Origin of the sequence: Erythrobacter crassostreae (assembly GCF_019204045.1) — a bacterium.
GTDB lineage: Bacteria > Pseudomonadota > Alphaproteobacteria > Sphingomonadales > Sphingomonadaceae > Erythrobacter > Erythrobacter crassostreae.
Genome location: NZ_JAGSPC010000001.1, coordinates 1,479,324 through 1,502,574 on the forward strand (window position 1 = coordinate 1,479,324; position 23,251 = coordinate 1,502,574).

Annotated in this window: 17 protein-coding genes, 1 tRNA gene and 1 pseudogene; 7 read left to right on the forward strand and 12 right to left on the reverse strand. The window is 54.0% G+C overall.

Annotated elements, in window-relative coordinates; genetic code table 11:
* The first annotated feature begins 323 nt into the window (after positions 1–323).
* Complete coding sequence (locus KCG46_RS07195; protein ID WP_218404589.1) at positions 324–767, forward strand: DUF6471 domain-containing protein; 444 nt, start codon at positions 324–326, stop codon at positions 765–767.
* A gap of 634 nt (positions 768–1,401) precedes the next feature.
* Here KCG46_RS07195 and KCG46_RS07200 read toward each other — a convergent pair.
* Positions 1,402–1,974 carry a hypothetical protein gene (locus KCG46_RS07200; protein WP_218404590.1) on the reverse strand — a complete coding sequence of 191 codons (573 nt, stop codon included), beginning with the start codon at positions 1,972–1,974 and terminating at the stop codon, positions 1,402–1,404.
* 391 nt (positions 1,975–2,365) lie between these two features.
* On the opposite strand from KCG46_RS07200, the gene KCG46_RS07205 reads away from it, so the two are divergent.
* From KCG46_RS07205 to KCG46_RS07220, 4 genes are all read left to right on the forward strand, one after another.
* Positions 2,366–5,062, forward strand: a complete 2,697-nt coding sequence (locus KCG46_RS07205; protein WP_218404591.1) for an ATP-binding domain-containing protein — start codon at positions 2,366–2,368, stop codon at positions 5,060–5,062.
* Positions 5,063–5,393: 331 nt separating this feature from the next.
* Entirely contained in the window at positions 5,394–7,013 is a 1,620-nt protein-coding gene (locus KCG46_RS07210) for a DEAD/DEAH box helicase (protein ID WP_218404592.1), read from the forward strand.
* Positions 7,006–8,835: an ATP-binding protein gene (locus KCG46_RS07215; protein ID WP_218404593.1), complete on the forward strand. Its 1,830-nt coding sequence runs from the start codon at positions 7,006–7,008 to the stop codon at positions 8,833–8,835. Before KCG46_RS07210 ends, KCG46_RS07215 begins: the two co-directional genes overlap by 8 nt.
* Positions 8,832–9,749, forward strand: coding sequence for a phospholipase D family protein (locus tag KCG46_RS07220; RefSeq protein WP_255551815.1), 918 nt, complete (start codon positions 8,832–8,834; stop codon positions 9,747–9,749). Before KCG46_RS07215 ends, KCG46_RS07220 begins: the two co-directional genes overlap by 4 nt.
* Before the next feature lie 63 nt (positions 9,750–9,812).
* Here the strand turns inward: KCG46_RS07220 and KCG46_RS07225 are convergent, their stop codons facing one another.
* The 3 genes from KCG46_RS07225 to KCG46_RS07235 all read right to left on the reverse strand — a co-directional run bounded on the left by KCG46_RS07225 (position 9,813) and on the right by KCG46_RS07235 (position 14,892).
* Positions 9,813–10,646: a phosphoadenosine phosphosulfate reductase domain-containing protein gene (locus KCG46_RS07225; protein WP_218404595.1), complete on the reverse strand. Its 834-nt coding sequence runs from the start codon at positions 10,644–10,646 to the stop codon at positions 9,813–9,815.
* Positions 10,643–13,732, reverse strand: coding sequence for a hypothetical protein (locus KCG46_RS07230; protein WP_218404596.1), 3,090 nt, complete (start codon positions 13,730–13,732; stop codon positions 10,643–10,645). The genes KCG46_RS07225 and KCG46_RS07230 overlap by 4 nt, the downstream gene beginning before the upstream one ends.
* 209 nt (positions 13,733–13,941) lie before the next feature.
* Entirely contained in the window at positions 13,942–14,892 is a 951-nt protein-coding gene (locus tag KCG46_RS07235) for a DUF4007 family protein (RefSeq protein WP_218404597.1), read from the reverse strand.
* Positions 14,893–14,917: 25 nt separating this feature from the next.
* On the opposite strand from KCG46_RS07235, the gene KCG46_RS07240 reads away from it, so the two are divergent.
* Positions 14,918–16,123 (forward strand): cysteine desulfurase family protein, encoded by a 1,206-nt coding sequence (locus KCG46_RS07240; RefSeq protein WP_218404598.1) that lies wholly within the window; start codon positions 14,918–14,920, stop codon positions 16,121–16,123.
* Positions 16,124–16,147: 24 nt separating this feature from the next.
* Here KCG46_RS07240 and KCG46_RS12640 read toward each other — a convergent pair.
* The 4 genes and pseudogenes from KCG46_RS12640 to KCG46_RS07255 form a co-directional block, all read right to left on the reverse strand.
* Positions 16,148–16,285 (reverse strand): annotated as a pseudogene (locus KCG46_RS12640) (IS3 family transposase); the annotation flags it as partial.
* Positions 16,286–16,539: 254 nt separating this feature from the next.
* Positions 16,540–17,802 carry a DGQHR domain-containing protein gene (locus KCG46_RS07245; RefSeq protein WP_218404599.1) on the reverse strand — a complete coding sequence of 421 codons (1,263 nt, stop codon included), beginning with the start codon at positions 17,800–17,802 and terminating at the stop codon, positions 16,540–16,542.
* Positions 17,802–18,329 (reverse strand): hypothetical protein, encoded by a 528-nt coding sequence (locus KCG46_RS07250; protein WP_218404600.1) that lies wholly within the window; start codon positions 18,327–18,329, stop codon positions 17,802–17,804. The genes KCG46_RS07245 and KCG46_RS07250 overlap by 1 nt, the downstream gene beginning before the upstream one ends.
* 517 nt (positions 18,330–18,846) lie before the next feature.
* Positions 18,847–18,922: transfer RNA gene (locus KCG46_RS07255), tRNA-Thr, on the reverse strand.
* Positions 18,923–19,111: 189 nt separating this feature from the next.
* Here KCG46_RS07255 and KCG46_RS07260 point away from each other — a divergent pair.
* Positions 19,112–19,513 carry a TM2 domain-containing protein gene (locus KCG46_RS07260; RefSeq protein ID WP_218404601.1) on the forward strand — a complete coding sequence of 134 codons (402 nt, stop codon included), beginning with the start codon at positions 19,112–19,114 and terminating at the stop codon, positions 19,511–19,513.
* Here the strand turns inward: KCG46_RS07260 and KCG46_RS07265 are convergent, their stop codons facing one another.
* Genes KCG46_RS07265 through KCG46_RS07280 form a run of 4 tightly spaced genes read right to left on the reverse strand, consistent with a single transcriptional unit; the run spans position 19,514 to position 23,210 of the window.
* A complete protein-coding gene (locus tag KCG46_RS07265; RefSeq protein WP_218404602.1) occupies positions 19,514–20,287 on the reverse strand; it encodes a hypothetical protein in 774 nt (257 codons plus the stop codon). It abuts the gene before it with no gap.
* A gap of 15 nt (positions 20,288–20,302) precedes the next feature.
* Positions 20,303–21,202, reverse strand: a complete 900-nt coding sequence (locus tag KCG46_RS07270) for a hypothetical protein (RefSeq protein WP_218404603.1) — start codon at positions 21,200–21,202, stop codon at positions 20,303–20,305.
* A complete protein-coding gene (locus KCG46_RS07275; RefSeq protein WP_218404604.1) occupies positions 21,202–21,930 on the reverse strand; it encodes a hypothetical protein in 729 nt (242 codons plus the stop codon). Before KCG46_RS07275 ends, KCG46_RS07270 begins: the two co-directional genes overlap by 1 nt.
* A complete protein-coding gene (locus KCG46_RS07280) occupies positions 21,894–23,210 on the reverse strand; it encodes a replication-associated recombination protein A (protein ID WP_218404605.1) in 1,317 nt (438 codons plus the stop codon). The genes KCG46_RS07275 and KCG46_RS07280 overlap by 37 nt, the downstream gene beginning before the upstream one ends.
* Positions 23,211–23,251 lie beyond the last annotated feature (41 nt).

Genomic DNA, 23,251 nt, shown 5'->3' on the forward strand with positions numbered 1-23,251 from the left:
ACCCAAACCTTCCGCGGCTTCCAAGAACGTTTCGGCATAGCTTCCTTTCGGAGCCCGAGGCGCTCTGCGGTGCTAATCGGCCGAACGATTTGGGAGGAGCTCCTTTGCTGAGGGCTATGCCGCTTGGCGAACCTTGCAGATGTCTCAATACGTTTGATTGTTTTCATGTCGTGATCCTTTCTATGGTGCCTTGAATTCGTTACCCAAGCACGTTATTAAGTGCCTGAGCATCGAATATGATGCTCATATGAAGGTCCAAATTTGCGCTGTCAAGTGCAAAAGCATTATTTATGATGCTTAAATACTAAATAAGGTGTGAAATCATGAAGCCGCTAGAAAAAATTGAACGAGAGTGGGCAACGAAAGTGATCCGAGCTCACATGGTGAAAACTGGAGTTTCTTATGCCGATTTAGTCGAGCGCTTGTCCCTACTTGGCATTGAGGAGAATGAGAGAAACCTGAGAAACAAAGTTGCTCGTGGCACATTTAGCGCAGCTTTTATGGCAGAGTGCCTAGCAGCCATCGGAGTTCAATACGTCGATGTCGACATCGCGCATGAGATGGTCGAGGAGCGCGAATTGATAGCCTTTGAAGCGACCGTTGCTCGATTGAATGCCGGACAATCGATGGAAGAGGCTCGGATCAAGCCAGACGACATCGACTCAGAAATGCTTGGGGATGCGATGAGAGTGCGACGCGGAAAAGCTGGCTGGCTGGCCGTGAAAGTCCCGAGGGCACTGAGCCGCGACGGATCGAAGGAAACCTAGAACTCGGTTAGCGGTCAAAGTCGATGGAGCAAGATTCGCAAGTTACGCCGACCAACCAAAAAATTGGTGCCGTATCGCGACCCGTTATGCCAAAGCCAAACGGCCCTATCTGCGACTGGCTGCTCTTTAACAGGAGAGGCTATGAACGCATTTCGGCAGGAAGGACGGTCGAAGTTAAACCATGCTACGGCCTGTGCCCTGGAGAGATCCCGCAGCACGATAGCGCAAGGACCTGCTCTGGGCAGACAGGGAAGGTCGTTCAAGTCGTATTTAAGAGAAACGTGACTGCGTGCTGGTTTTCAATCCCGCGGACTATGCTAGTAAGGCCGTTGAAGGGACCGGCATGCCAATCTTCACCATCCGCTTTGAGCGTTGGGAAAGGAAGGATGAAGTCTAATCGCCCTTTGTTCGTAACTGATGTCGCTCTTCCAAATATTCCTGATTGGATTGCCCAATAGCGTGGACGTTGAAGTCAATGCCAGAGACGTCGTCGAAATCGATGAGAAAGTCCTTCGCAGCCGCTACCTGAAATCCAACATTTGGGAACCTGACACCGAAGGCGTGTAGGCGGCGTTTATGGACCATGCCAACAAAATATAGATGATACTCCAGCTTTGAGCAGTGGGTCCTGATATCAGAACCATGCCTTCTGCTTTGCCGTAAAGAACGGTCCTGCGACATTGAGGCTGATCCGATGACACAGTTCTTTGGCGTCGATCGAGAAATGAGGCGCACGGGTCAGGTTCGAGCGCTCAAACTCCTCGTTGGAAAGCTCTTCAATATCATTTGCTGAGTGAAACCTAAGCCGCTTCGTTGTGGTATGTTGGCAGCATCCAAGCGTGCTCGCGAGGAATGGGCGAATGGTAGAGCGATCACCATAAAGATTGGCGTTGAACTGACGGCTTGCATCGTAGGTTGCGTCGATCCCCCAGTTGGAGTGGTCCTCTCCGAGCCGTAGCAACACCTCATTCCTGAGGCCAGGAAACCGAGGAGCCATAACGCGGGGTTCGACGCCGTGGTCTCCAGCAATTGCCAACACCATCATGTTAATAGCAATGCCGATGGATGGATTGACTGACTGGCCTTGAAGGCCATGCCACCCCGCTTGCTGGGCGAGGATCGTGATGTCGCGAGAGCCTTTGACGCAAAGGCGCTCGCATTCAGACGTGTTCAGCTGTTTCAGCTGAGCGGTAAACTCAGTTTGCATATGTATGTCCATTGAAATTGATCGGTTGGGGGGAGAGACCAAAGACAGCCATGCGAGTGAGAGCACTTGCCAACGTTCTGATCTATCTCATTGTAGAACAAAAAGAGAACATGTCAAGTGCTTTCGCTTGGTCCAACCAATTTTTGTCAGTTTTTGATCCAATGTGTGGGCAAACGTTTTATGGGGTGCTGATGCTTTGCCCGACTTGGTCCGGTCTGAAAGTGGGCCGATAGCGAAAGATCCACTTGTGGGTCTAAGGCCTCAGAAGTTGCCTTTCGGCAGACGGACGATCGCGAGGATGCCATTTTGATTATTTAAGTTTATCCGTATTACAGTGACTTGATCTTTTGTGCGGGCTAGCCTCTCTACATTGGCAAGGGGGACTAATCTGATGAACGACGACGAACAAAGACAGCATCTTGAAGATGCAGCCAAGCAATCGCTGGACGTGTTCGAGAAAATCTCCGCCAATGCACTCAGCCTGCTCAGCAGCGGGGGTGGAGCCTCGCTGAAAGCACTTGCCAGTGCCAACGCCTTCACGATGCAACAGACGGCGAAGACTCTCGGGAATATCGCCCGGGCACAGCACGAAGCTTCAGAAAAGCTCGCACGGGAACCGTCCATTGCCAGGGTCATCGCCGAAGACGAGGAGGGTAACCTCGAGACCTTCTTCATCTCCCGCGCCGCTGCTCCTGCTCCCTTCCTTAAGGGGGTTAGTTTCGCGAGTTACCGTTCGCCTGCCGGTCGCCTCGCATCCCTGCCTCCCGGGGAGAGCCTCAATCTGCGCCGCCCCAAGAGTAATGTCGTTTTCGAAGTCGTCGAGCGCGCGCTGTTTCATCCGGAACAACTCCCCCAAGGTTGGGACTCTCGCGACACATTGTTCCAGACCGAGGCCTTTGGCCCGGTAACCGTTGAATCTTTGCGCAGGCTATTTGATGAGGCAGCGGACGCTGGAAAGATTGAGGATGCGCTCGACGTCTTGCTCCGGGAAGAGGAAGCCCTGAACAGCATCGTCGACAAACGACGCAAGGCCTTGCTCAAGAAAATGGGTCTTCGCGATCAGCCAATCCTGGACCAGTTTCAGGACAAGATTTTTCGCATGCCAATCAACAGCCGGGCAATCTTGCTCGGACCGCCTGGCTCCGGCAAGACCACCACGCTAATCAAGCGACTAGGGCAGAAGGTCGACCTTGAGATTATCAAAGAAAACGAGCCCGACGAATATGCTCTAATAACACGGATGAGCGGTGGCGGGGAACCGCACACGAACAGCTGGCTTATGCTCACGCCAACAGAGCTACTCAGGACATATGTGAAGGAAGCCTTCGGACGGGAAAACATCGCCGCGCCTAACGAACGGGTCAGGACCTGGGTCGCGCACAGACGCGACCTTGCCCGCGATGCATTTCCGATCCTTCGGACGGGCGACGGAGGCGGTCCGTTTATCATGCGAGAAGATGAAGCCACACTACTGCCAGAGGCGGTATCCGGGACGCAGGACTGGTACACTGATTTTGACGACTGGCAGAACCAGAGGTTCTGGTCTGAATTCGTCGATGCCGCCGATCAGCTCACCGGTGATGCCGACCCGGCCATAGCAGCTCTTGGATCTCGCCTGGTAAAGGCAGTTGCGTCGGCGCGCAGCGAACCGGTCGCACAGGGTCTGTTCCGGCTTGTAGCGCTTATCGCCGGAGTGCGCAGCCTATTGTCAGAATCGCGCGATCGCAGCGACAAAACGCTCAGGAAGTCGCTCAATCTGCAGGTCAACAGCGACAAGGAGTTTCTGAGAAATCTGGGCCATCACATCGAAAGCCTCGGCGAACCGGCCGGAGACGATGCTGACGACGAAGATAGCGATAGCGACGAAGATGACGCCCCGCGCAACCAGCAGCCGCTCATGCGCATTGCCAATATCTATCTTTCCACCTTGCGCTCGCAGGCCCGTGCAGCCGCAAATGGTCGCAAGCCACGCGGGCGTACAGCAGCAATCTTAGCCTGGCTCGGCGAGAGGGTCCTGCCCGAAACAGATATCGAGCCAGTCGGGCGCGAACTCCTTCTGCAGCGGGCGCTGCTGCGCTTCTCCAACCCGGTCAGGCAATATCTCCGCGGCATTCCGCGACGTTACCGGTCCTTCCGACAGGTCCGGCGCGAAGAACAGCGCTGGTATCAGGCGGCCAAGGCAGGTCCGCACGTCCACGGACTTGAGGTCGATCTGATGCTGCTCGTCGGCCTTAGTCTAACAAAATCGATGGTTCGGGATGTCCGCTTGCGCAATCTAGGCGAAGATCCGGGGCTCGCCGCATTAGATCGCTCAGCCGGGCTCTTGCGGAATCAGGTTCTGGTTGATGAAGCGACGGACTTTTCACCTGTTCAGCTCGCCTGCATGGCGGCCCTGGCGCATCCGGCAGCCGATTCCTTCTTCGCTTGTGGTGATTTCAACCAGCGTATCACCAGCTGGGGCGCAAACAGCGTCTCGCAGCTGCGATGGGTCCTTCCTGATATTAAGGTCGAAAAGATCGCCATTGCTTATCGGCAGACGCGGCAACTTCTCGAATTCGCCCGCGCGATCGCGGCGATCTCAGGTGAAGAGCCGGTACTCGCCAAGCTTCCCGACCACGTTGACAATGAAGGCAACGCGCCAGCACTGGCCACCGGCCTACATGACCAGTCGAAGCTGGTTCGCTGGCTCGCCGCACGGATTCTCGAAATCGAAGCAGCAGTACAGCCCAACCCGCTCCCTACCATTGCCGTTCTTGTGAACAATAGGGAGCTAGGTAAACCGGTCGCGGAAACACTTGATCGCGAGCTTGAGGCGCGTAATCTCAGGGCAATCGACTGCACCGATGGGAGGACGATCAGCGAGGCGAACGAGGTTGGCATTTTCGATGTGAACGACATCAAGGGACTGGAATTCGAGGCTGTGTTCTTCCTCGCGATCGACAGACTGGCCGATGAACAGGATCTCTATGCGCGCTTTCTGTATGTCGGAGCGACGCGCGCGGCGACTTATCTCGGTATCACCTGCGAGGGTGACCTACCAGAATCGCTGACATTACTTGAAAACATGTTTATCGAATCCTGGAGCTGAGAGTATTGTTGACGCAGCGCTCGACAATTGAATAACGGCTGAGGATCATGTCCAATTTGATAGCCAGCGGCTGATTTATAATGGGAAGGCGTACTATTGTGCGTTAGCCTTAGAATACAAAATCAATTTGTTTGAGTAGGAGCGTTGGAGGGTTAAATATCTCGTGCAGGCAATGCTGATTAGCAGCGAAAACGACTACATCCAAGTCCCGCAGGCGCTTGAAGCATTGGCGGGGTTGGTCTCGTTCGACTAGTGAGCGAACATCAAATTATAGGCGGCGGAAGTATATTGGAAAAATTAGATATTTGCGCGTTATATAGGTCGCACTGCTATGAAGTCAGCTGACAAGAATTACGCGGGCTCGAGTCCAGGCGCGCGTCTTGAAGATGTGTTGGTCAAATTCACAACCGGAGATCTCGTCAACATCATTGGCGATGAAGTCCTGTCGTTAGCCGACGCCGCGATTTCGGCAGACAAGGACCGTCTGGTGGATGTCGCTGCGCAAAGGTTACGAAGCGACATCGAGCTTTTTGAATTTGGAAAAGCCGGGCGGCTTCTAACGCGAAATCTTTCATCAGAGAAGCGCGACGAACTGCAACAGCGGATAGACGGCGCGGAGGGCAGTGTTCAGACAGGCTCCTCATCGCATCGCTCTTTGGTAGCACAGTTCTTTGGAGTGTCCCAAAGCGCAGAAACGATCGATATCGCGCCACCGCATGTGTCTACTGTGTCCGCAGACTATGCACTGTTCGAACATCAACGATCGGTGGTCCGCAGAACGCAAGCCAAAATTGGCGGCGGCAATGGCCGCACCGTGATCCACATGCCGACGGGGGCGGGCAAAACGCGGACCGCAATGCATTATGCATGCTCGGAGCTGAATCGGAGCGAGAACGGTGTAATTATTTGGCTCGCGAGCGGAAAGGAGCTTCTTGATCAAGCCACTGAGGCATTCACGACGGCTTGGTCTCACCTTGGCAACAGGAGCGTAGAACTTGTGCGGTTCTGGGGAAATCATTCTCCGGATCCATCTTTGATTGAAGACGGGATAATCGTTGCCGGTCTACAGAAGATGCACCACTGGCATCGCTCCGATCCCATTCGCGCGTTGCGTCTCGGCGTAAAATCGCGCCTAGTTATTGTCGACGAGGCGCACCAAGCCATTGCGGCGACTTATCGCACAGTAATAGAAGGTCTCACGGAAGCCGGCCAACACAATGCGTTACTAGGACTGACCGCAACGCCGGGAAGGACTTGGAGCGATGTCTCACATGATCAGGAACTAGCTGATTTCTTCTCGGGTTCGAAAGTAGCACTTGAGATACCCCCTTACGATAATCCAGTCGAATATTTGCTAAAAGATGGATACCTCGCGCGCCCAACTTTCCATACCCTGCGCTACGTTGACGATGCAGATGAACACACGATTCCGAGCATGGTCGGTTCTAATGATTATGATGCAGCAGAAATCGACCATATTAGCGCCTCAAGACCGCGGAACTTAGCGATACTAAAAGCAGTCGCTGATCTCATTGCCAAAGGTCACACAAGGATCTTGGTATTTGCAGCGTCAGTCGAGCATGCGAAATTGATCAGCGCCGTACTATCACTTGAGGGCACAGAATCGAGCAGCGTTACCGCCGAGACGCCGGATGGATCACGGCGCGCGTTGCTAAGGCGATTCAAGAAACGCTCGAGTAAACCGATAGTCCTATGCAATTTCGGCGTCCTTACAACCGGATTTGACGCGCCAGCGACTAGTGCAGCAGTGATAGCTAGACCGACAAAATCGCTCGTTCTATTCAGTCAAATGGTGGGCCGCGCAACTCGCGGACCGAAAGCTGGCGGCAATGCCGAGAGCGAAATTATCACGGTGCATGATCCGAATGCACCAGGTTTTGGGGACGTCGCAGAGGCGTTCTTTAATTGGGAGGATGTCTGGAATGAGTGAAGAGACTTCGAACTTCGAGGAAGACTCTCATGTCATCCCGCAGATGCTGGCGATCCGTGCCATGCGCGACAGTGGTTACAGGAACACTGCTTACGCGTTGGCTGAACTAGTCGATAACGCAGCTCAAGCGGAGGCAAGCACAATCGAATTGTTCTGCGAAGAAGCTTTCGTTGAAGTGGATTCGCGCTCTCGCAAACGGTTGTCCAGAATTGCTGTGCTTGACGATGGTGTGGGGATGAATGCGTCCACCTTGCGCAAAGCGCTGCAGTTCGGGAATGGCACGCGGCTAAAGGACCGCACCGGTATCGGGCGCTTTGGAATGGGGCTTCCCAACTCCTCGATTGCACAGGCGTCGCGAGTTGACGTTTGGAGTTGGCAAAACGGCCCAGACAACGCGCTTACTAGCTATATCGACGTCGAAGAAATTTCCTCCGGTGCGCTTCGTAACGTTCCAATGCCTCGCGCTGAACGCTTACCCGTAGAATGGCGCAATCGTGCCGAAGTTGTCGGAGATACCGGCACCCTTGTCGTTTGGTCCGATCTCAGCTTGGGCCGAATGACATGGAAAGGTGCCAAAGCCACGATGTCCAATACTGCAAGGCTGATTGGTCGAACGCACCGCAACTTCATCGCCGACGACAGGTTGACAATTAGAATGGTCAGTTTGGACGAAACCGGTATATCGGATGAGTACGGAGTTGTGATAAACGATCCTATGTATTTGCGTGCATCGCCCGATCTTCCTGCACCGTTCGACACGGAGCCAATGTTCGAAAAGGCTTTTGATGAGACGATTAAGATCGATCTCAATGGCACCGAATACGAGGTGCATACGCGCTATTCAGTGGCGCGTGCTGCGACCGCCGATGAGGCCGACGGGGACAGGGGCAGAACCGAATACGGCAGGGATGCTGACAGGAACATGGGGGTTTCGGTGCTGCGGGCAGAACGCGAACTGATGCTCGATCGTTCATGGACAATACGCTACGATCCTAGGGAGAGATGGTGGGGCTGCGAAGTGGAGTTCCCTGCCGAACTTGACGAAATTTTCGGCGTCACAAACAATAAGCAGGCTGCCACCCATTTCACAGAACTTTCGGAACTGGACTGGAAGGATCTCGCCGAAGATGATGAAACCTCGATTAGCGAAGTGAAGGAGCGCCTTCGTGAAGAAGGGGATCCACGCGGCGTGCTGCTTGAGCTCAGTGAAACGATAAAGCGCAACCTGGTCCAGCTACGAAATAAGATCAAGACTCAAGCCAAGCCCCGGAAGCCTGGCGGAAAGGATAGACATGATGGTGATCCGACAGAGATTGCCAATAAGAAGTGGAGCAAGCAGGACGAAAAGAAGCCAATCGACGACGGTAACAAGGAATTATCCGACGAGGACGAAAAAGGTCTGGACGAAGATCTCGAGGAGGACGGTCGTTCGAAGGAAAAACGCAATGAGATACTTGCCAGGGTAAAATCAGGCGAGTTGAAAGTGTTGTTTGTCGAGAAAGAATTAGGTGGATCAGGCGACCTTTTTGTTGTGCGCACGCGAGGAAGTGCGACAGAAGTGATATTCAACCGACTACATCCAGCGTTCGAGGCAATCTTCGATACAGTATCCCTCGATGAGGATCTGGACGCGATGTCTACCGAAGATCTGCAAAGGCGGCTCCAAGCGGCAAGCACTGCAGTCCACCTTCTGTTTGCAGCCTGGGCACGCATGGAAAGAGAGGAGGCATCCAACCACCGAACGTTCGAAAGGGTTCGGGAGTCCTGGGGCAAGCTGGCACGCGACTTCCTCGAAGATAGTGCACCGGACGGCTTCGAATGAGGCGTGAGGGCGACAGGCTCCTTTTGCATGTCCAGGATGCGCAGACGGAGGTAACACTATGTGCGCCGTTTATGAAGCGTCACACGGTAAAGCGCATATTGAGCCGGGTCCCTGGGGGCATACCTGTCAAATTGGTTACCCGTTGGCGAGCCTATGAGGTTCGCTGCGGGGTTTCGGATCTTGAAGTTTTGGATCTAGTGAAGGACAGGCCGAACACTTCACTCGAGATACTCGATGCGCTTCATGCGAAGGCCTACCTATGCGATGGAACCGCTTTGATCGGCTCGGCCAATCTTACCGCGACTGCACTGGGTTGGGCTAAGGACAACAATGTCGAACTGCTTTTCAATGTCCCAGCCAGCGCGCCAGAGATTGTTGATTTAATGGCTGCATTGGAAAATGCCGTGCTGGCCACCTCTGACATGCGGGACACTGTGCAGGCTGCGGCAGACGCTATCGACTTAAACGATCCGCCCGATCCCCAGCTCGACCAGGCAGCGGGCTTAGGGCCGTGGCTGCCAATCAGTTCCGCTCCTGAGCGTTTGTGGACGGCCTACGGTGAGGAAGCAGAGCAGCGTTTGACTTCATCATATTTGAACATGGCACGCGCCGATCTTTCTGCGCTTTCGATACCGAGTGGTCTGAACGAAAATGAGTTCAACGCTGCGGTGGCATCAGCGTTGTGCACAATGCCGGCAATGACGCCGATGCTCGACGGTATTGACAGAGGGGAACTGTCGGATGCCGAAGCCATCCAGCATATCAAGGGTTTGAAAATTGAAGGTCCTCTAGATGCAGCGATGCAATGGGAAGTGGTGCGTAATTGGCTGAGAGTTTTCTTGCCCGACACCATTGAAGTGGTCGCGGCGACCTTCATCACACGCAAGCAACCAGGCGTCCGTACCGGGCGCTAAAGGCCAGATTGCACGGTTAACGAACTGGCCGGTCATAAGAGCTTTCGCACGCGCGGCTCGTCGCTACTTATGGCAGGTCAGGCAGGCTTTTGCGGCATTTCCATACAAATCATCGAGATCGATTACTGTGTCGGGCCGTAACGGGTTAGCCTTCAAACGCTTCTGGGCCCGCTCGATGCGCTTTTCATGATCTTTGCGGATCGCCTGCTGCCTTTCTGGACGCTCGAGTTCCAGCAGCGATTCACCATGGCTCCACGTGAATGGTGACCCATGGTCCATGGCATTCTTCTCGTATGCCTTGGCTTCTTCAAATGCCTCTGGGTGGCGTTCTTTGAGACGCACCCACTCGATCTTCTGCTGATAGAAACAGAAGGTGCAACCACTACGGGTTCGCCACTCGTAATAACTCGGCATTCCAAGCCCAGACCCATCGAGGATGTCGATTACGCCGGCTTTGTCGACGCCGGCGTCCTTGAATGGCAGGCTGGTCATCAGATTGCTTTTTGTCGACTGGTAACCTTCGCGGTAATCCTCATCGCTACGTATCGCCACGTATGAAATTACCGTGTCGCCATCGTCGAGATAGCTTTTGGTCCATTGCTCGAAGGGACGAAGTTTCAGTTGTCGGGTACACCAGCGTGACTGGGCAGACGGAAGATAACTTTTGTAGGTCTTCAGCCAATAATCGAAATCGCGATCGGGATTGAGGCGGAGAATTTCCTTGCCGAGATATCCTTCAAGCCGGGTTAGATACTCATAGACCTCCGGCAGCTCCTTGCCGGTGTCGGTAAAGAAATATTCGAGATCGAGTTCAGGGTGACGCTGACGCATGAAAACTGCGAGCGCTGCGCTGTCACGTCCGCCGGACAGTCCTAAAACGTGCCGAGTGATCGTCATGCCTTCTTCCTTTTAGAATCGATATTCGCCTCGACGAGATATCTTGAGGTTACCTCGGCAAGAGCGGCTAGGACCACCTCCCGTCGAAGCTCTATACCGGTATGCAACGCGTTGTTGATCGCCGCGGCCAAGGTTTCGATCTCATGGCGGTCCTCATCCGCGACTTGGAATTCGCCAACCACGGGAGCAGCTTCCTGCTCACGGCCGACAATGAGCGCTAATGCGTGACGCTTGTCCTTTCTGCCTTTCACATGGGCTAGTGTTTCGGTTTTCAAGAATTGCGCCGAAAGATCAGCTATCCCAACGCGCGCCTTTTCCTGATCGCGGTCATTCCAATCTCGAGCCAGTCGATCTGCCGCTACCGAGGCGAGGCCCTCCATGTCCTCACGCGTGCCGAAGAATTGCGAAAGTCGGCCGACGAAAGCTTCGAGACGTAGATCGCCTGAAATCTGCCTGATGTTCTCGGCCCTCATGCGCAGCATTTCGTAAGCTTTTGCGTCGCGTCCCCGAACGTTTAGCTCGCGCAAAAGTAGCTCGGTCAAATCGTCCATTATGGCAGGGTATGCAGCGCGCATCTCGGCGAGTAGTTCGCGCAGCACTACGGCAATATTTACAGGGTCGAGCGGTTCATCTGATCCGTCTGCCGCCAACATTGGCAAGTCGTCGAACAAAAGTTTGTTGGGATCGTTGGCCCGCTTAAGTATCTCACGCAAAGCAAGTGCTTTCGCGCTTAAGGTTTGGGTGCGTTTTGTCCATGGAACCAACGCATCGAAGTCGCCGACTATTTGCCGGGCCACACCTAATGGTCGCGCATCGGAGCCGGTGCCTATGATTGTGCCTAGCTCAGTCAACGTTTCTCCGATTAGCCCGGTCATATCGACGCGCCGGAGGCTGACCTCTGAAGGATCCCTGGCCAGATATTCAATTCCAAGCTCGTTCATCGCGCTTTGGAACACCCCATCACAATAGACTGCAATTCGATCCCGCCGGCTTTCAATGTAAGCGACTAAATAAACGGGGGCCAAACCGGCTTTGAGGCCGATGGGCGGTTTGGCCCACGCATCTAGCACATCTCCAGATGAAACAGGTCCGTCGTAGCGATTCATCACGGCATCGGCGACCGCCCAGAGAGGAGCTAGCGGATTTCCAGCTGTCGGAGCATGAAAGCCATCACCGACATGGAGATCGGCATCTTTCAAAAGGGACTCAAATAGCCCCCGCTCAGCCGGGTAGCTTTTGCCCGAAAATCCGAGATTGGCCTCGCTGCCGCGTCGCACCATTCTCTTCATAAGTTTGGTACGCGCACTTACCGCGTTGGACGACGGTTCTGAACAGTTCAGTAACTCGTTCAGTAGAACTGGTGATTGCGGGAAGCGCTCATCCATCAGGTGTGACAGGGCATCATTTAGTCCACGTCGGTCAAGCATACCCAATTCTTGGCCATTCGCGAACCAAATGCATTCCTCCAATATCTGTGAGAACCGCTGTTCGAGAATCTGCCGTAGCTCGCCGCGTCTTGCCTCAAGCTCCCGTTTGGCAATAGCATCGCCTGCTAGCTCTGGAAACCTGTCCTCGAATAGAGACAAAGCCTCCAGTTCACGGGCCATCGCCACCAGCTCTAATGCGCCCATGTGAATGCCGATGATATTCACGCGCGCATCGTGGGTCCGCACCAAAGAGCTCGCTTCAGCAAGTGATTTCACTGTTTGCGGGGACTCGCTGCGATCAGGAAGGACGACGACTAAGCGTCCCGAGATTTCCCCGGCAGTATCCAGTAACGGATCGCTAGAAATACCGAGGTTGCGTGGATAGGTGAGCACAATGTGGAACCACCGCGGAGCTCCGGTGTTAATCTGGTGTCTCTTGGCTAACATCGCCGGTATTTCTGCTAGGCGCGCCATTGCATCAAGGTCAGGCTCGCCCATCTCCGCGAGCACGCTGTTGAGATTGGCAGAGATATCGAAATCGGAGCCAGCGTAAGGTAAGTACAACCCGGTATGACGCCGGAAGACGATCTCTGAGCCTTTAACCAGCGCCGCCAACGCAGTTTCAACGTCCTGCTGCACACAATCGCTTAGGCATGTGGCTATCGTAGCCTCATCGGGTCTCAAAGGCGCGCGTCCTTGCAGAAGATGAAAGACAGCGATTACTTTCAAAACTCGGACTGAAACCTCATTTGCCCCGCGTGCTGATGCACGATCCACACAATCGCTGCCTAAGGTCCAGCGTCTTCCGTCAGGCGAAGATAGGATTGCCGCCTCGTAGTTTGCCCGGAGGTAGTCCCACAAGCGATCAAGGTGATAGGATATACCAGCTGATCGGCCCGAGCGAATATCCTGGAGACCGAATGGTTCGGCAGAATTCAAAAACGAGAAGACACTGCGTTGGTTCTGGCCGAACCTTCTACGTGAAACCGGTGCTAACATAGCGGCGGTGGTTGGGTGCAGCGGAGCCACGCGGCTCAACCGCTCAACAAGCGCATCACGTTCATCACCTGTCGGTTCAGGATGAAAGAGTTCGACCGTCTTTTCAGAAACGCGTTTGGAGCCCTTGGACTTCCCGCCGTCAGCCATCGCATCGGCGATTAACCCGATAGCTTCTTCAGCAGTGACAGAAACCGAGATGTCGATGAAGCGCCCTTGAATCTTCGACCAGTCATCCTTGACCCTTTGGCCGAGTCCGTCAGCATAATCTTCGAATGCTTGGTGAAGTATGCCGACGACGATCAGACGTCCGTTGCTGCGGCTTGCGACTTCCGCCAGATCCTGAAGGAAATGAGCATCTCCGCGTCCTTCGGCGATTGCCTCGAGTCCGCGTCCAAGTTCATCCAACACCAGCAGGACGCACTCTTTGGCGCATTTTTCCTCGAGTGCCGTAAGGATATCCGAGGCAGCTGTATCCAAAGGGAGACACAGAGATTCAGCAATTTGAGAGACAAGTGGCAGCTTTTGCGTGACTATGGGAAGCACAACCCATTTTGATGGAAAATTGGGCAGCGCACTTTTCAATGAAGCTATTACTTCGTCGCCGAAGATTTCCGCAGTCTGGGCGAATGCTTTGCCTCGAGAAGAGAACAGGGTCGACAAGGCAAGCGCTAGACTAGATTTGCCTGCGCCGTACGGCCCAGTCCATGTAAATGCTCCCTGTCCAGTATCACCTATGTGAGATGCCATAAAGCGGATAACGGCACGAAGCGATGGAGCGCACACGAAACCTTCGAGTGCTCCCTGCGAGCCAAGATCTGAATCAAGACGCACTGAACGCCGGAAGCGCGGAAGGATGTTAATTCGTTCAGTCATGCTGTTTGCGCTCCAGGTTCATCTTTCAGCCGACCTCTCAGCATATCAGCCAGCCATGCATACCTTTCCTCACGACCTACGGAACGCCGCCGCACCAATTGTCGTAAACCTGCGCTTTCCGACCAGGCGATATTGCCGTGGCTCACGCGATCGAGGCCCTCCAGCCGGTCCACCAAAGCTTCAGGTTCGAGCAGGAAGACGCGTCCCGGTGAACCGGATGTATATGCAATCCTTTCGAACGAAAGGGTTTCCGCGGTCGGAGCGGTGCGGTCCCAGAATTCTTCAAGTGCAAATAGGAATACCCAAGATGGTAGCGACCCATGTGCGGCCCTCACCAAGCGGACGCGGTGGCGATCAAGGGGTATAATTAAGCCCAGTTCCGAGAAGAGTGAACCGCCTGTCTCACCTTGGCCTCTGCCGCCGATGTAATTTCGTAGATGGCATTGCAGATCTCTATCCACGGTAGTTCGCGCCACTCTGGACCAATCTTCTCGTGCAGCTATTGCCATGATGGTGTCCAAAGCATCCTTGCGAAGCAAATCAGAACCATTGTATTCATTGAATAACCAATAAACGCTAGTCAGCCTAGGCCGAGATGCGCAGAACCAGTGTAACAACCAAATAGAAGACGGATCCTCAAGGTAAAGGTCAATCCCATTCTCCCCCAAAAGCAGCTCGCCGGCCCAACCAGTCACAAGCCCTTCGCTAGTCTCATCCAAAACGCCTGCTGCAATTGACCAGAATTTGATGGCCGCCACCATATTGCGACCGACGCCAAAACGCGTGATTGCAGCGGGATCCCTAAATATACCCGACGCATCCTTTGGTGAGGGCGCATCAGAAACGGCCCGGAATGCTTTTTGCAACCAACCATGCCGTAGCGGAAAGGTCTCATGACCGCTAAAGCATGGTCGATACCCTTCTATTTCTAACTCCGCAGTTCTCATAAATTCCTTCTGGGGCTATCATCCAGTGAGTAAACTGCCTTATAGGAACTGCTGGAGCCACCGTCCAGCCGGGAACATCATGCGGATCGACGATACGATATACCTCGACTATCAAGCGGCCACGCCGATCGATCCGCGTGTTTTGGCCGGCATGACCGATGCCTTCAGGCGAAATTTCGCCAACCCGCATGCAACTGATCATTTTCTCGGAAGACTTGCAAATGATGCGATAGAACATGCTGCGATCGCAATCGCAAATTGTGTTGGGGCGTTTGCGGAAGACATCGTCTTCACATCGGGAGCGACCGAGGCAAACGCATTGGCGCTAACATCAGCACGATCCGAGTGCGGCTTCGACAGGCACCCCACAATTGTGACATGTGGCGGCGACCACAAATCCGTGATTGATCAGGCGCATCATTTCGGTCTCAATGTTAGGACAATTGAGTTGGATAGCAACGGGGCGCCAGATATTGATCACGCGTCGCAGATCATTGATGGGGAAACTGCGCTCGTATCGGTTATAGGCGTAAACAACGAAAACGGAGCGATTACCGATCTCGCTTCGATCGGAGCTATTTGCGCAGAAACCGGTACGCTATTTCATGCAGACCTGTCTCAATCACTAAGTTCGGTTCCGATCGATATTGAGGCGGCGAACCTATCATACGCAACGCTTAGTTCTCAAAAAGCGTATGGCCCCAAAGGTATTGGTGCGTTGGTGGTTGATCCCAAAGCCAGAGCGAGGCTTTCGCCCTTATTGGTTGGCGGCGGTCAGCAGGACGGCTTGAGGGGAGGGACCATGCCTACCGAATTATGCGTAGGTTTCGGCATTGCATGTGATCTGATCAGAGAAGAACGGAAGACAGAAAGTTCCAGATTGGCCATTCTTCGGGACCGCCTCGTGAACGGCATCGAAGCGGCGGGATGGGGCAAGCTTCTAGGCGACCGCAGCAATCGTCATCCGGGCAACGCGTTAATCGAGCTATTCAAAATGAGCGCGTTCGATCTCCTCAGCCGAGCCCAACCGAAAATTGCAGCATCGACCCGTTCTTCATGTTCTAGCAGCGATGAGGACTATTCGCATGTTCTTAGAGCAATGGGACTTGGGCGAGAGCGCGCCGAACGCTGCGTGCGTTTCAGTCTAGGTCGTTTCTCTGACGAAAAGCAAATCGACGAAGTGCTCGCAACCTTAGACGGAATATCTCACGACATCGCCGAAAGAGATTGAGATGTGAAAACTGTGTTGGCTAGCTTTTGTAATGTTGTTCTCGCCGCGCAGGCCTTCCAGCACGATCCGGATTTTCTTTTCTGCGCTATACTGCTTGCGGGTCGCCCGGCGGATGTCTGTGACCACCGCTTGCGCGGAGGATTTTGAGTGTTTTGACTTCATCTTCGTTTCTTACGTCACTACGATGAACTCAAAATACTGACTCATTTTATCCAGCTAATCTGTCTATCGAATGCTGACGGCGGACAGATTGAGCCGCCAATGCCTTGGTTGCGTCGATATAGGCTTGAGCACGTTGCAATCTAGACTATTGGGTTTAGTCAATCAGATGCTTGCTGACCGACTTCCTTGCTTGCGATATCCGCCAACCGAGCAAGTTCTCAGAAGACAGAAATTATCGTATTATGAAGCTCTTTCTAAGCCACAGGCTTAGGGAGCATAGCTGTTTCGTCCCCAGTTTCATTACGATAGCGTAATAGCAGCTTTTCTTCGCTGAACTTGGAACGTCCAAGCATATACAGGAGCGTTTCACGCAATGTTACGCGGTTGCCACCAACGATGCGCTGAGTGTCCGGATCCCAGAGAAGTCCTTTGTATGGTGCCTTGCTGAGATCAGTTGGAAGCTTCGCCGCAGTCTTCACGGCCTTGTTTAGTGACATGTCCTTCGAAAGGCGCGCGATAACTTGGGTAAAAATGTCGAGGCCTATCGGGCGATATAACGCGCTTCCACCATGGCTTCCGCGAAACTCACTAACTGGCACTGCTGGATCACTTGCATCGAAAAATGATTTAAGTTCCTGAAAATGCTTTTTCATGAGGGTGAAATAGGCTTTCGAAAGTTCGAAGTAGGCCTGAAGGTCATCATCGCCGGGCCGGACCCGTGTTAGATTCACGCGAGTGTCCGTCAAAGCGGTGTCTACCTTAGTAAATAAATGCAGCAATAGGTCATAAAGATTGCCAATGGTGGTGAGGCTGGACTTATTTGATGTTGGAAGGTTGTTAGTTGCTACAAAGGCGATCCGCTTGCCTGAAAACAGTTGAGTATGTTCGATAAGCCATCGCACGGCGAGTGCCATCACGTCATCTTCGTCCAGAGCAATAATGTCGCCTTTGCTAACCGGGCGAGCAGTCTTATTAAGTGTGGTGAATAGGCGTCTGGTGCGTTCTAAACCGAGCTTAGTATCCTTGTGAGAAACAAAAATGACTGAAATATCGTCGTAACCACTTTTGTCTTGAACACCCTCGTCAAACGCACGCTTAATGCCGGCAAGCCGGTGCTGTCCATCTAGTGCAAATAGTTCTTCGTCACCCCGTAACGTTAGAAAACCGACGGACGCGACAGTCTCTTCGTTTAGATCAGCGAGTGCGACTTGACTTTTCTTAGTTCGCAGATCGGACAAGCCAATCCAATTCGGCTCACCCTTGTAGGTTGCAACTACCAGTGAATTAAAAAAGCGTTCGGGCTGATCTTCCAAGTACGTGGCGATCTCTTTGCTCCTACCAGCTTTGAGTTTGCGCTGAATCATATCAGAAAGCGCCTTGTGCTTGTGAATTTCATCAGCGTATCGAACTCGAACGGCAATTTCGTCGAGCGGCATTAGGCATGAATAGTACACCCATTTGCCCATAATCCCGCGCAATGCCGGTAGAGCGAAACCATCCGCGTCGCTTTTGCTCATTATCTGAATGCCTTTCGCTTAGCTTTTGTTTCCGCCTCAAGGTCTCCGTCAGAAAAAACAGGCATCATGCAAGAATTTAGCTGCTTTTCGAGCTGTTCGAGATCTTCAGATGACATATCAGCATCAACGGGTGCGAACTGGAATTGCAGGATGTTGTGCCAGGTACCTATTAGTCGGGCAATCGTAAGACGCTTAGCAACCTTTCGGGTGTTTAGGTAATCACGATACCGACTTCGAAGACTACGATTTGAGCGTCGCCCAGCGATGCCAATGTACATTACATATCCATGTGGCGGTAAAACCGGATGAGGAGCTTTCAGCGTGAATGCATAGATGCCCCGACGGTCGTCGGGTACCAAATCGACATCGCTCTCTCCATAGGGAACGCTCTCCCAATTCAGGTCGTCCAGATCGTACTCATCAGCTAACAACCTTTCAGCGTTCAAAATGCATTCAAATCTGTACTGCGAGATTTCCTTGATCCCAGTTTCTACTATGTCATTGAGTTCAGTAAGATCTACGGCCACATCGTTCTCTATTCAGCATCATCGCGATCAAACACCACTGTGCATCAGTCGTTTGTATCTGCCAACCGTGAAAGCGACTTACCACCCGGATGCAAGTAAAGTCTGCACCTAGCCTTTTGTATTAGGCTTTGTACGTTCTCGCCAAGTGGTGGGCGAGAGTGAATGAACCTTGATCAGATAAGACTCACCTGTTCTCACTTCGAAAATAAGCTTAAAAATTCAGCATATTGAATCGAAGTTCGAGCTACTGGAAACGTCCGCGCATATGGGAACATGACAGGCACACCGTGCGCAGCGGTGAGCATTTCTTTACCCGTCATCGGCATCCACCCATCGATGACATTTTGTCAATTTCGTCACGGTAGGATGAATGAACGAGGTGCTCCAAAGTATTTGTCAGCGTGCTTTCTGCTCAGGTAGCAATGACTGAAGGAACACGTCTATTTGCCCTTTGGCTTCGTCAGACGATCCAAGTATCTTGGATTTTGAACAATCAGTTGTGACGTCCCACAAGAAATGGTGCCGGCTACACGATTCGAACGCGTGGCCTGATGATTACAAATCAACTGCTCTACCAACTGAGCTAAGCCGGCCCATCTCTGTCCGCCTCTTTCGAAGCGGAGCCGTCCTTTAGTCGAAACCTTCGCTGCCCTCAAGAGGCAATTTGGCGTCAAACTTATTGCGTGTGCAGAGAGCGTTTGTCGTTTCGTCGATCATTGACGATTCACGCTTGCGCGGCGCCGATCATCCGCCCAAGACTATATTTGGTACAGGGACGGATCATGGACGAAACAGCGCACAAACAAATGGTGTTCGAGGCAAACCGGAAGTCGATGGGCATCGCCTATCTGCTCTGGCTCTTCCTTGGCTTTTTCGGGGTTCACCGATTTTACGCTGGATCGACCAAGACTGGCGTGATGCAGCTTGTGCTGGCACTTTCGGTTGTCGGCTGGCTGGTGCTGATCCCGTGGTTGCTCGCCGATCTGGTTTTGATTCCCGGTATGATCCGCGATGAAAACATGAAGACTATCAACATGTTGACGCACGGCAGTTCGGAAGCGCCAATTGCCGCAGCGCCCAAAGCTGTGACCGAGGCAGACCGCAGGCGCGATGCGATGCTCGAAGATTTGCGTACGACCGGATATCGTAAGAAGCCGCGCGATACATCGCACCTTTATCGGTAGTTATTTTTTGACCCGCCAATCTTTGCGGTAGGTCGATTCCTCGGTGTATTTGCGTTTGCTCGCTGCCATTTGCTGCGCGAGTTCCGCCTCATTTGAGGCCCTTACTTCATGCCCTTTGATCATTGCATCGCGGCGGATCGGGATCACTTGAACCATTGGCGATCCGGCGGGCAGCATAAATTCGCCAGGCCCCGCGGTCCAGATGAAGGGAAAGTTGATCGTTGTGTCGAACCGGTCGCAGTCGACTAGCCCTGAGAAGCAATAGAACGGCATTTCTGGTCGGTTTACGAGCGGCTGAAACAGCAGCGAGTAACCATCTGACACCTTGATCCGCCAAGGGTTGATGAATTTGAGTGGCATGACCTGAGCAAACGGAGGCTGCGGCGCACCGAGTTGTTGCGGCATGTGACTTTCGATCGGAGCAAAGGCGCAATGCTCACCCCAGCCCATCTCAATGTTCACTTCATCTGCTGGAACTTGCAATTGCACGTCGTAGGGGAGGGGGATTACGAAACCGAGTGAGAAAGCATCGGTCATTGGCAGGCATGCTTTGGCGGTCAGACCGGGCAGGCCTTCGGCGTCTAATACACCCATTTCCGGCTTGAGCTTGCGAAACCACTCCGGTGCGAAACGGATGGCGCGTTCGGGTTCTGGAATCGTGCCTGCCAGTGCAGGGTCGCAGAGAAACTCGATTTGAGGTTCATTGGGCGGTGCGGGACTTGTCTGGGGCGTTGACGCGTCGCCAAAGCCAAAATTGATCGAGAAATCACTCATGCGACGCAGCGTGTCCTAGAGCGCGCCGAAGGTCCAGCCTTCTGTGTAAGCAATTTCAGCAGTCAGGCATTTCGGCTCCCACCGGCGCCGTTCAGGAGCAACTTTGCGCAGCCATGCAGCGGTAAGCAATGCGTCCGAGGAATGGTCATCTACTTCGCCCGTCTGATCCACCGGAGGGCAATCCAGCGCGGAAAGAGCCGCGTTCAGATCTGCATAGGTCAGTAGTTTGGTTCTTGCGCCCAACGCAGCCGTCTCTTTGGAGGCGAGCCCGGTGTAAATCTCGACCAGCATCGACCCACCTTTTGTGACCCGCTTTTCGGGGATTGGGTCCATCGGCCATACGGGTAAGTCGCCGCGCAATTGATGCAGCATCCGCATTCCTGTGAGCGAGCTTTTGCCGACTTGGGCCGCACCGACGAGGTTGAAATTGCTGACCGGTCGGCATTTCTGCGCACGCTGAGCGGTCTCTGCTTCCCGGAACCGTCCTTCGCGGGTGACGGCGCTAGGCAGCAGGAAACGGTCGCCCACATGGTCTTTACCGTGGCGGAAGTACCGGGAGGCGTCCGGATGCGAGACAAAGCTGTTGGCTCCCAAATGCGGTTCATGGTCGCAAATCGCGTCGATCATCGCCCAAAGCCGCTTGGCGCTCTTAGGGCTCCTATCCCAACCCGGAAAGAATGCGCCCGCGTCATTGAAAGGCAGGCTGATCCCTAGATCAATGCCAACCAGCGAATTCGGCGGAAGATCGCTGCGCAAAATTTCCATCACTTCTGGGCGGGAGAAGCCGCGCGCCGGCGGATCGACCAGGACCGGAGGTCCGCCTTTGCCATCGGCAATAGCTATGGCGATACCCTTATGCCGCTCTCCTTTGGCACCGGACCAATCAATGGCGACGAAGTGATCGAAATCACGCATCACGATGCGAAGCAAACCTCGCCAGCGCTCAATTTCCAGCCATCTCTGGACCGAGAGACATACCGGTCGCGCTTGTACTCCGTAAGCTTTCGCCAATCCTCGACACGGTCATAGGGAACCGCAGAGAGGTGCAGGCAGCCATTGCCTTCCCATTTGTCGATCCGCCAATCCGCCATCGTTGGAAGATTGGTATCGACATGCACCGGGGTCATTCCGCTGGCATATGTGCGCCACACTGCGAAGCCTTCAAGCCCGCCCCATCCTGCGTCCGAGAACTGTATGGACGCCATGTAACCTCCCTCGGGCGAGAACACAGGCTTCGCGCCGGTATCAGTGCTGCTTCCAGTGCCCGCAGTGTCGATCAGCATATAGCCGCCGGCCTCATAACCGCTCCATTCGAAACCGAGGAACCGTTCATTCAATCTCTCATAAGCATCTGCGTCGATAGCCCATGTTGTTTCGACACAATGGACCGAACCCAGCTCCGTCCTCACTGCGAGCCAGTACATCGACATATCGGCAAAGTCTGCCCATGCGGCAGGAAAGCTCAGCATGGCCTCACGGTCAGGCGACGCGTCTTCCAAGACGGGTCTATCAGGACAGGCAGTCTCTGCATCAGGGCGCGTTTGTGGTTCATCTTGTGCGGCCGCAGAAAAAGTTGCGAATACAATTGCGGCAGCCGCAGTGCCGATCATTCCCGCAGTTCGGCGCGTCGTTTTGCCCACCATTCCATTCGCTCCTTAACCTTGCGCTCAAAACCGCGCTCGACTGGCGTGTAGTAATCCTGTGGCTCCATCCCCTCCGGCCAATAATTGTCGCCGGAAAAGCCGTCTTCGGAATTGTGATCGTAAGAATATCCGGTCCCGTAGCCAATGTCTTTCATAAGCTTAGTCGGCGCGTTCAGGATATTGGCAGGCGGCATAAGACTGCCGGTTTCCTTTGCGCTGCGGAATGAAGCCTTCTGCGCGTTATAGGCGGCGTTCGATTTGGGCGCTGTGGCGCAGTACAGGCAAGCTTGGGCGATTGCGACTTCGCCTTCTGGGCTGCCTAGGAATTCGTATGCCTGTTTGGCAGCAAGGCATTGCGTGAGCGCGTTGGGATCGGCGAGGCCGATATCCTCGCTGGCAAAGCGGACAAGGCGGCGCAGCACATAAAGCGGTTCTTCACCCGCAGTCAGCATTCGGGCCATGTAATAAAGCGCCGTCTGCGGATCGGAGCCGCGCAAAGATTTGTGCAGCGCGCTGATCAGATTGTAATGCCCGTCACGGTCTTTGTCATAAACGGCCACGCGCCGCTGAAGGAATGCCCCAAGCGCAGCCGGATCAAGCGGCTCCGGTATAGCGGCATTGTAAAGCGTCTCTGCCTGACCCAGCAAAAACCGGCCGTCACCATCTGCGCTCGCGATAAGGGCGGCTCTTGCATCATCGGTCAGAGGCAGCGGGTCTTCCAGTTGTTCCGCGCGGCCAAGCAAAGCTTCAAGTGCGGCGTGATCGAGACGTTCTAGGATCAGAACCTGTGCGCGGCTGAGTAGGGCCGCGTTCAAAGCAAAGCTGGGGTTTTCGGTCGTCGCGCCGATCAGCGTTACCGTGCCGCGCTCTACAAAAGGGAGAAACCCGTCTTGCTGCGCGCGGTTAAAACGGTGGATCTCGTCCACGAACAAGAGCGTGCGCTTACCTGCACCCGCCATCTTTTCTGCCTCGGCAAAGGCCTTCTTGAGGTCCGCAACACCAGAGAAAACGGCGCTGATTGAGGTGAAGCGCATGCCAACCTCGTCTGCGAGCAAACGGGCGATGCTGGTTTTACCAGTGCCCGGCGGCCCCCACAGGATCATGCTCGACAGCTTGCCCGCTGCGACCATACGGCCAATCGCGCCTTCGGGCCCAGTTAGATGGTCCTGACCGATAATCTCGGAGAGCGCACGCGGGCGCAAGCGATCCGCCAGCGGCGCATTGTCGCGCGGCGTGTCATCGCGAACAGGCGCGGGGTCGTCTTGAAACAGGTCAGCCATTCGTCGCCTGAAATAGGACGCTCGTCGGAAAAAGCCATGCG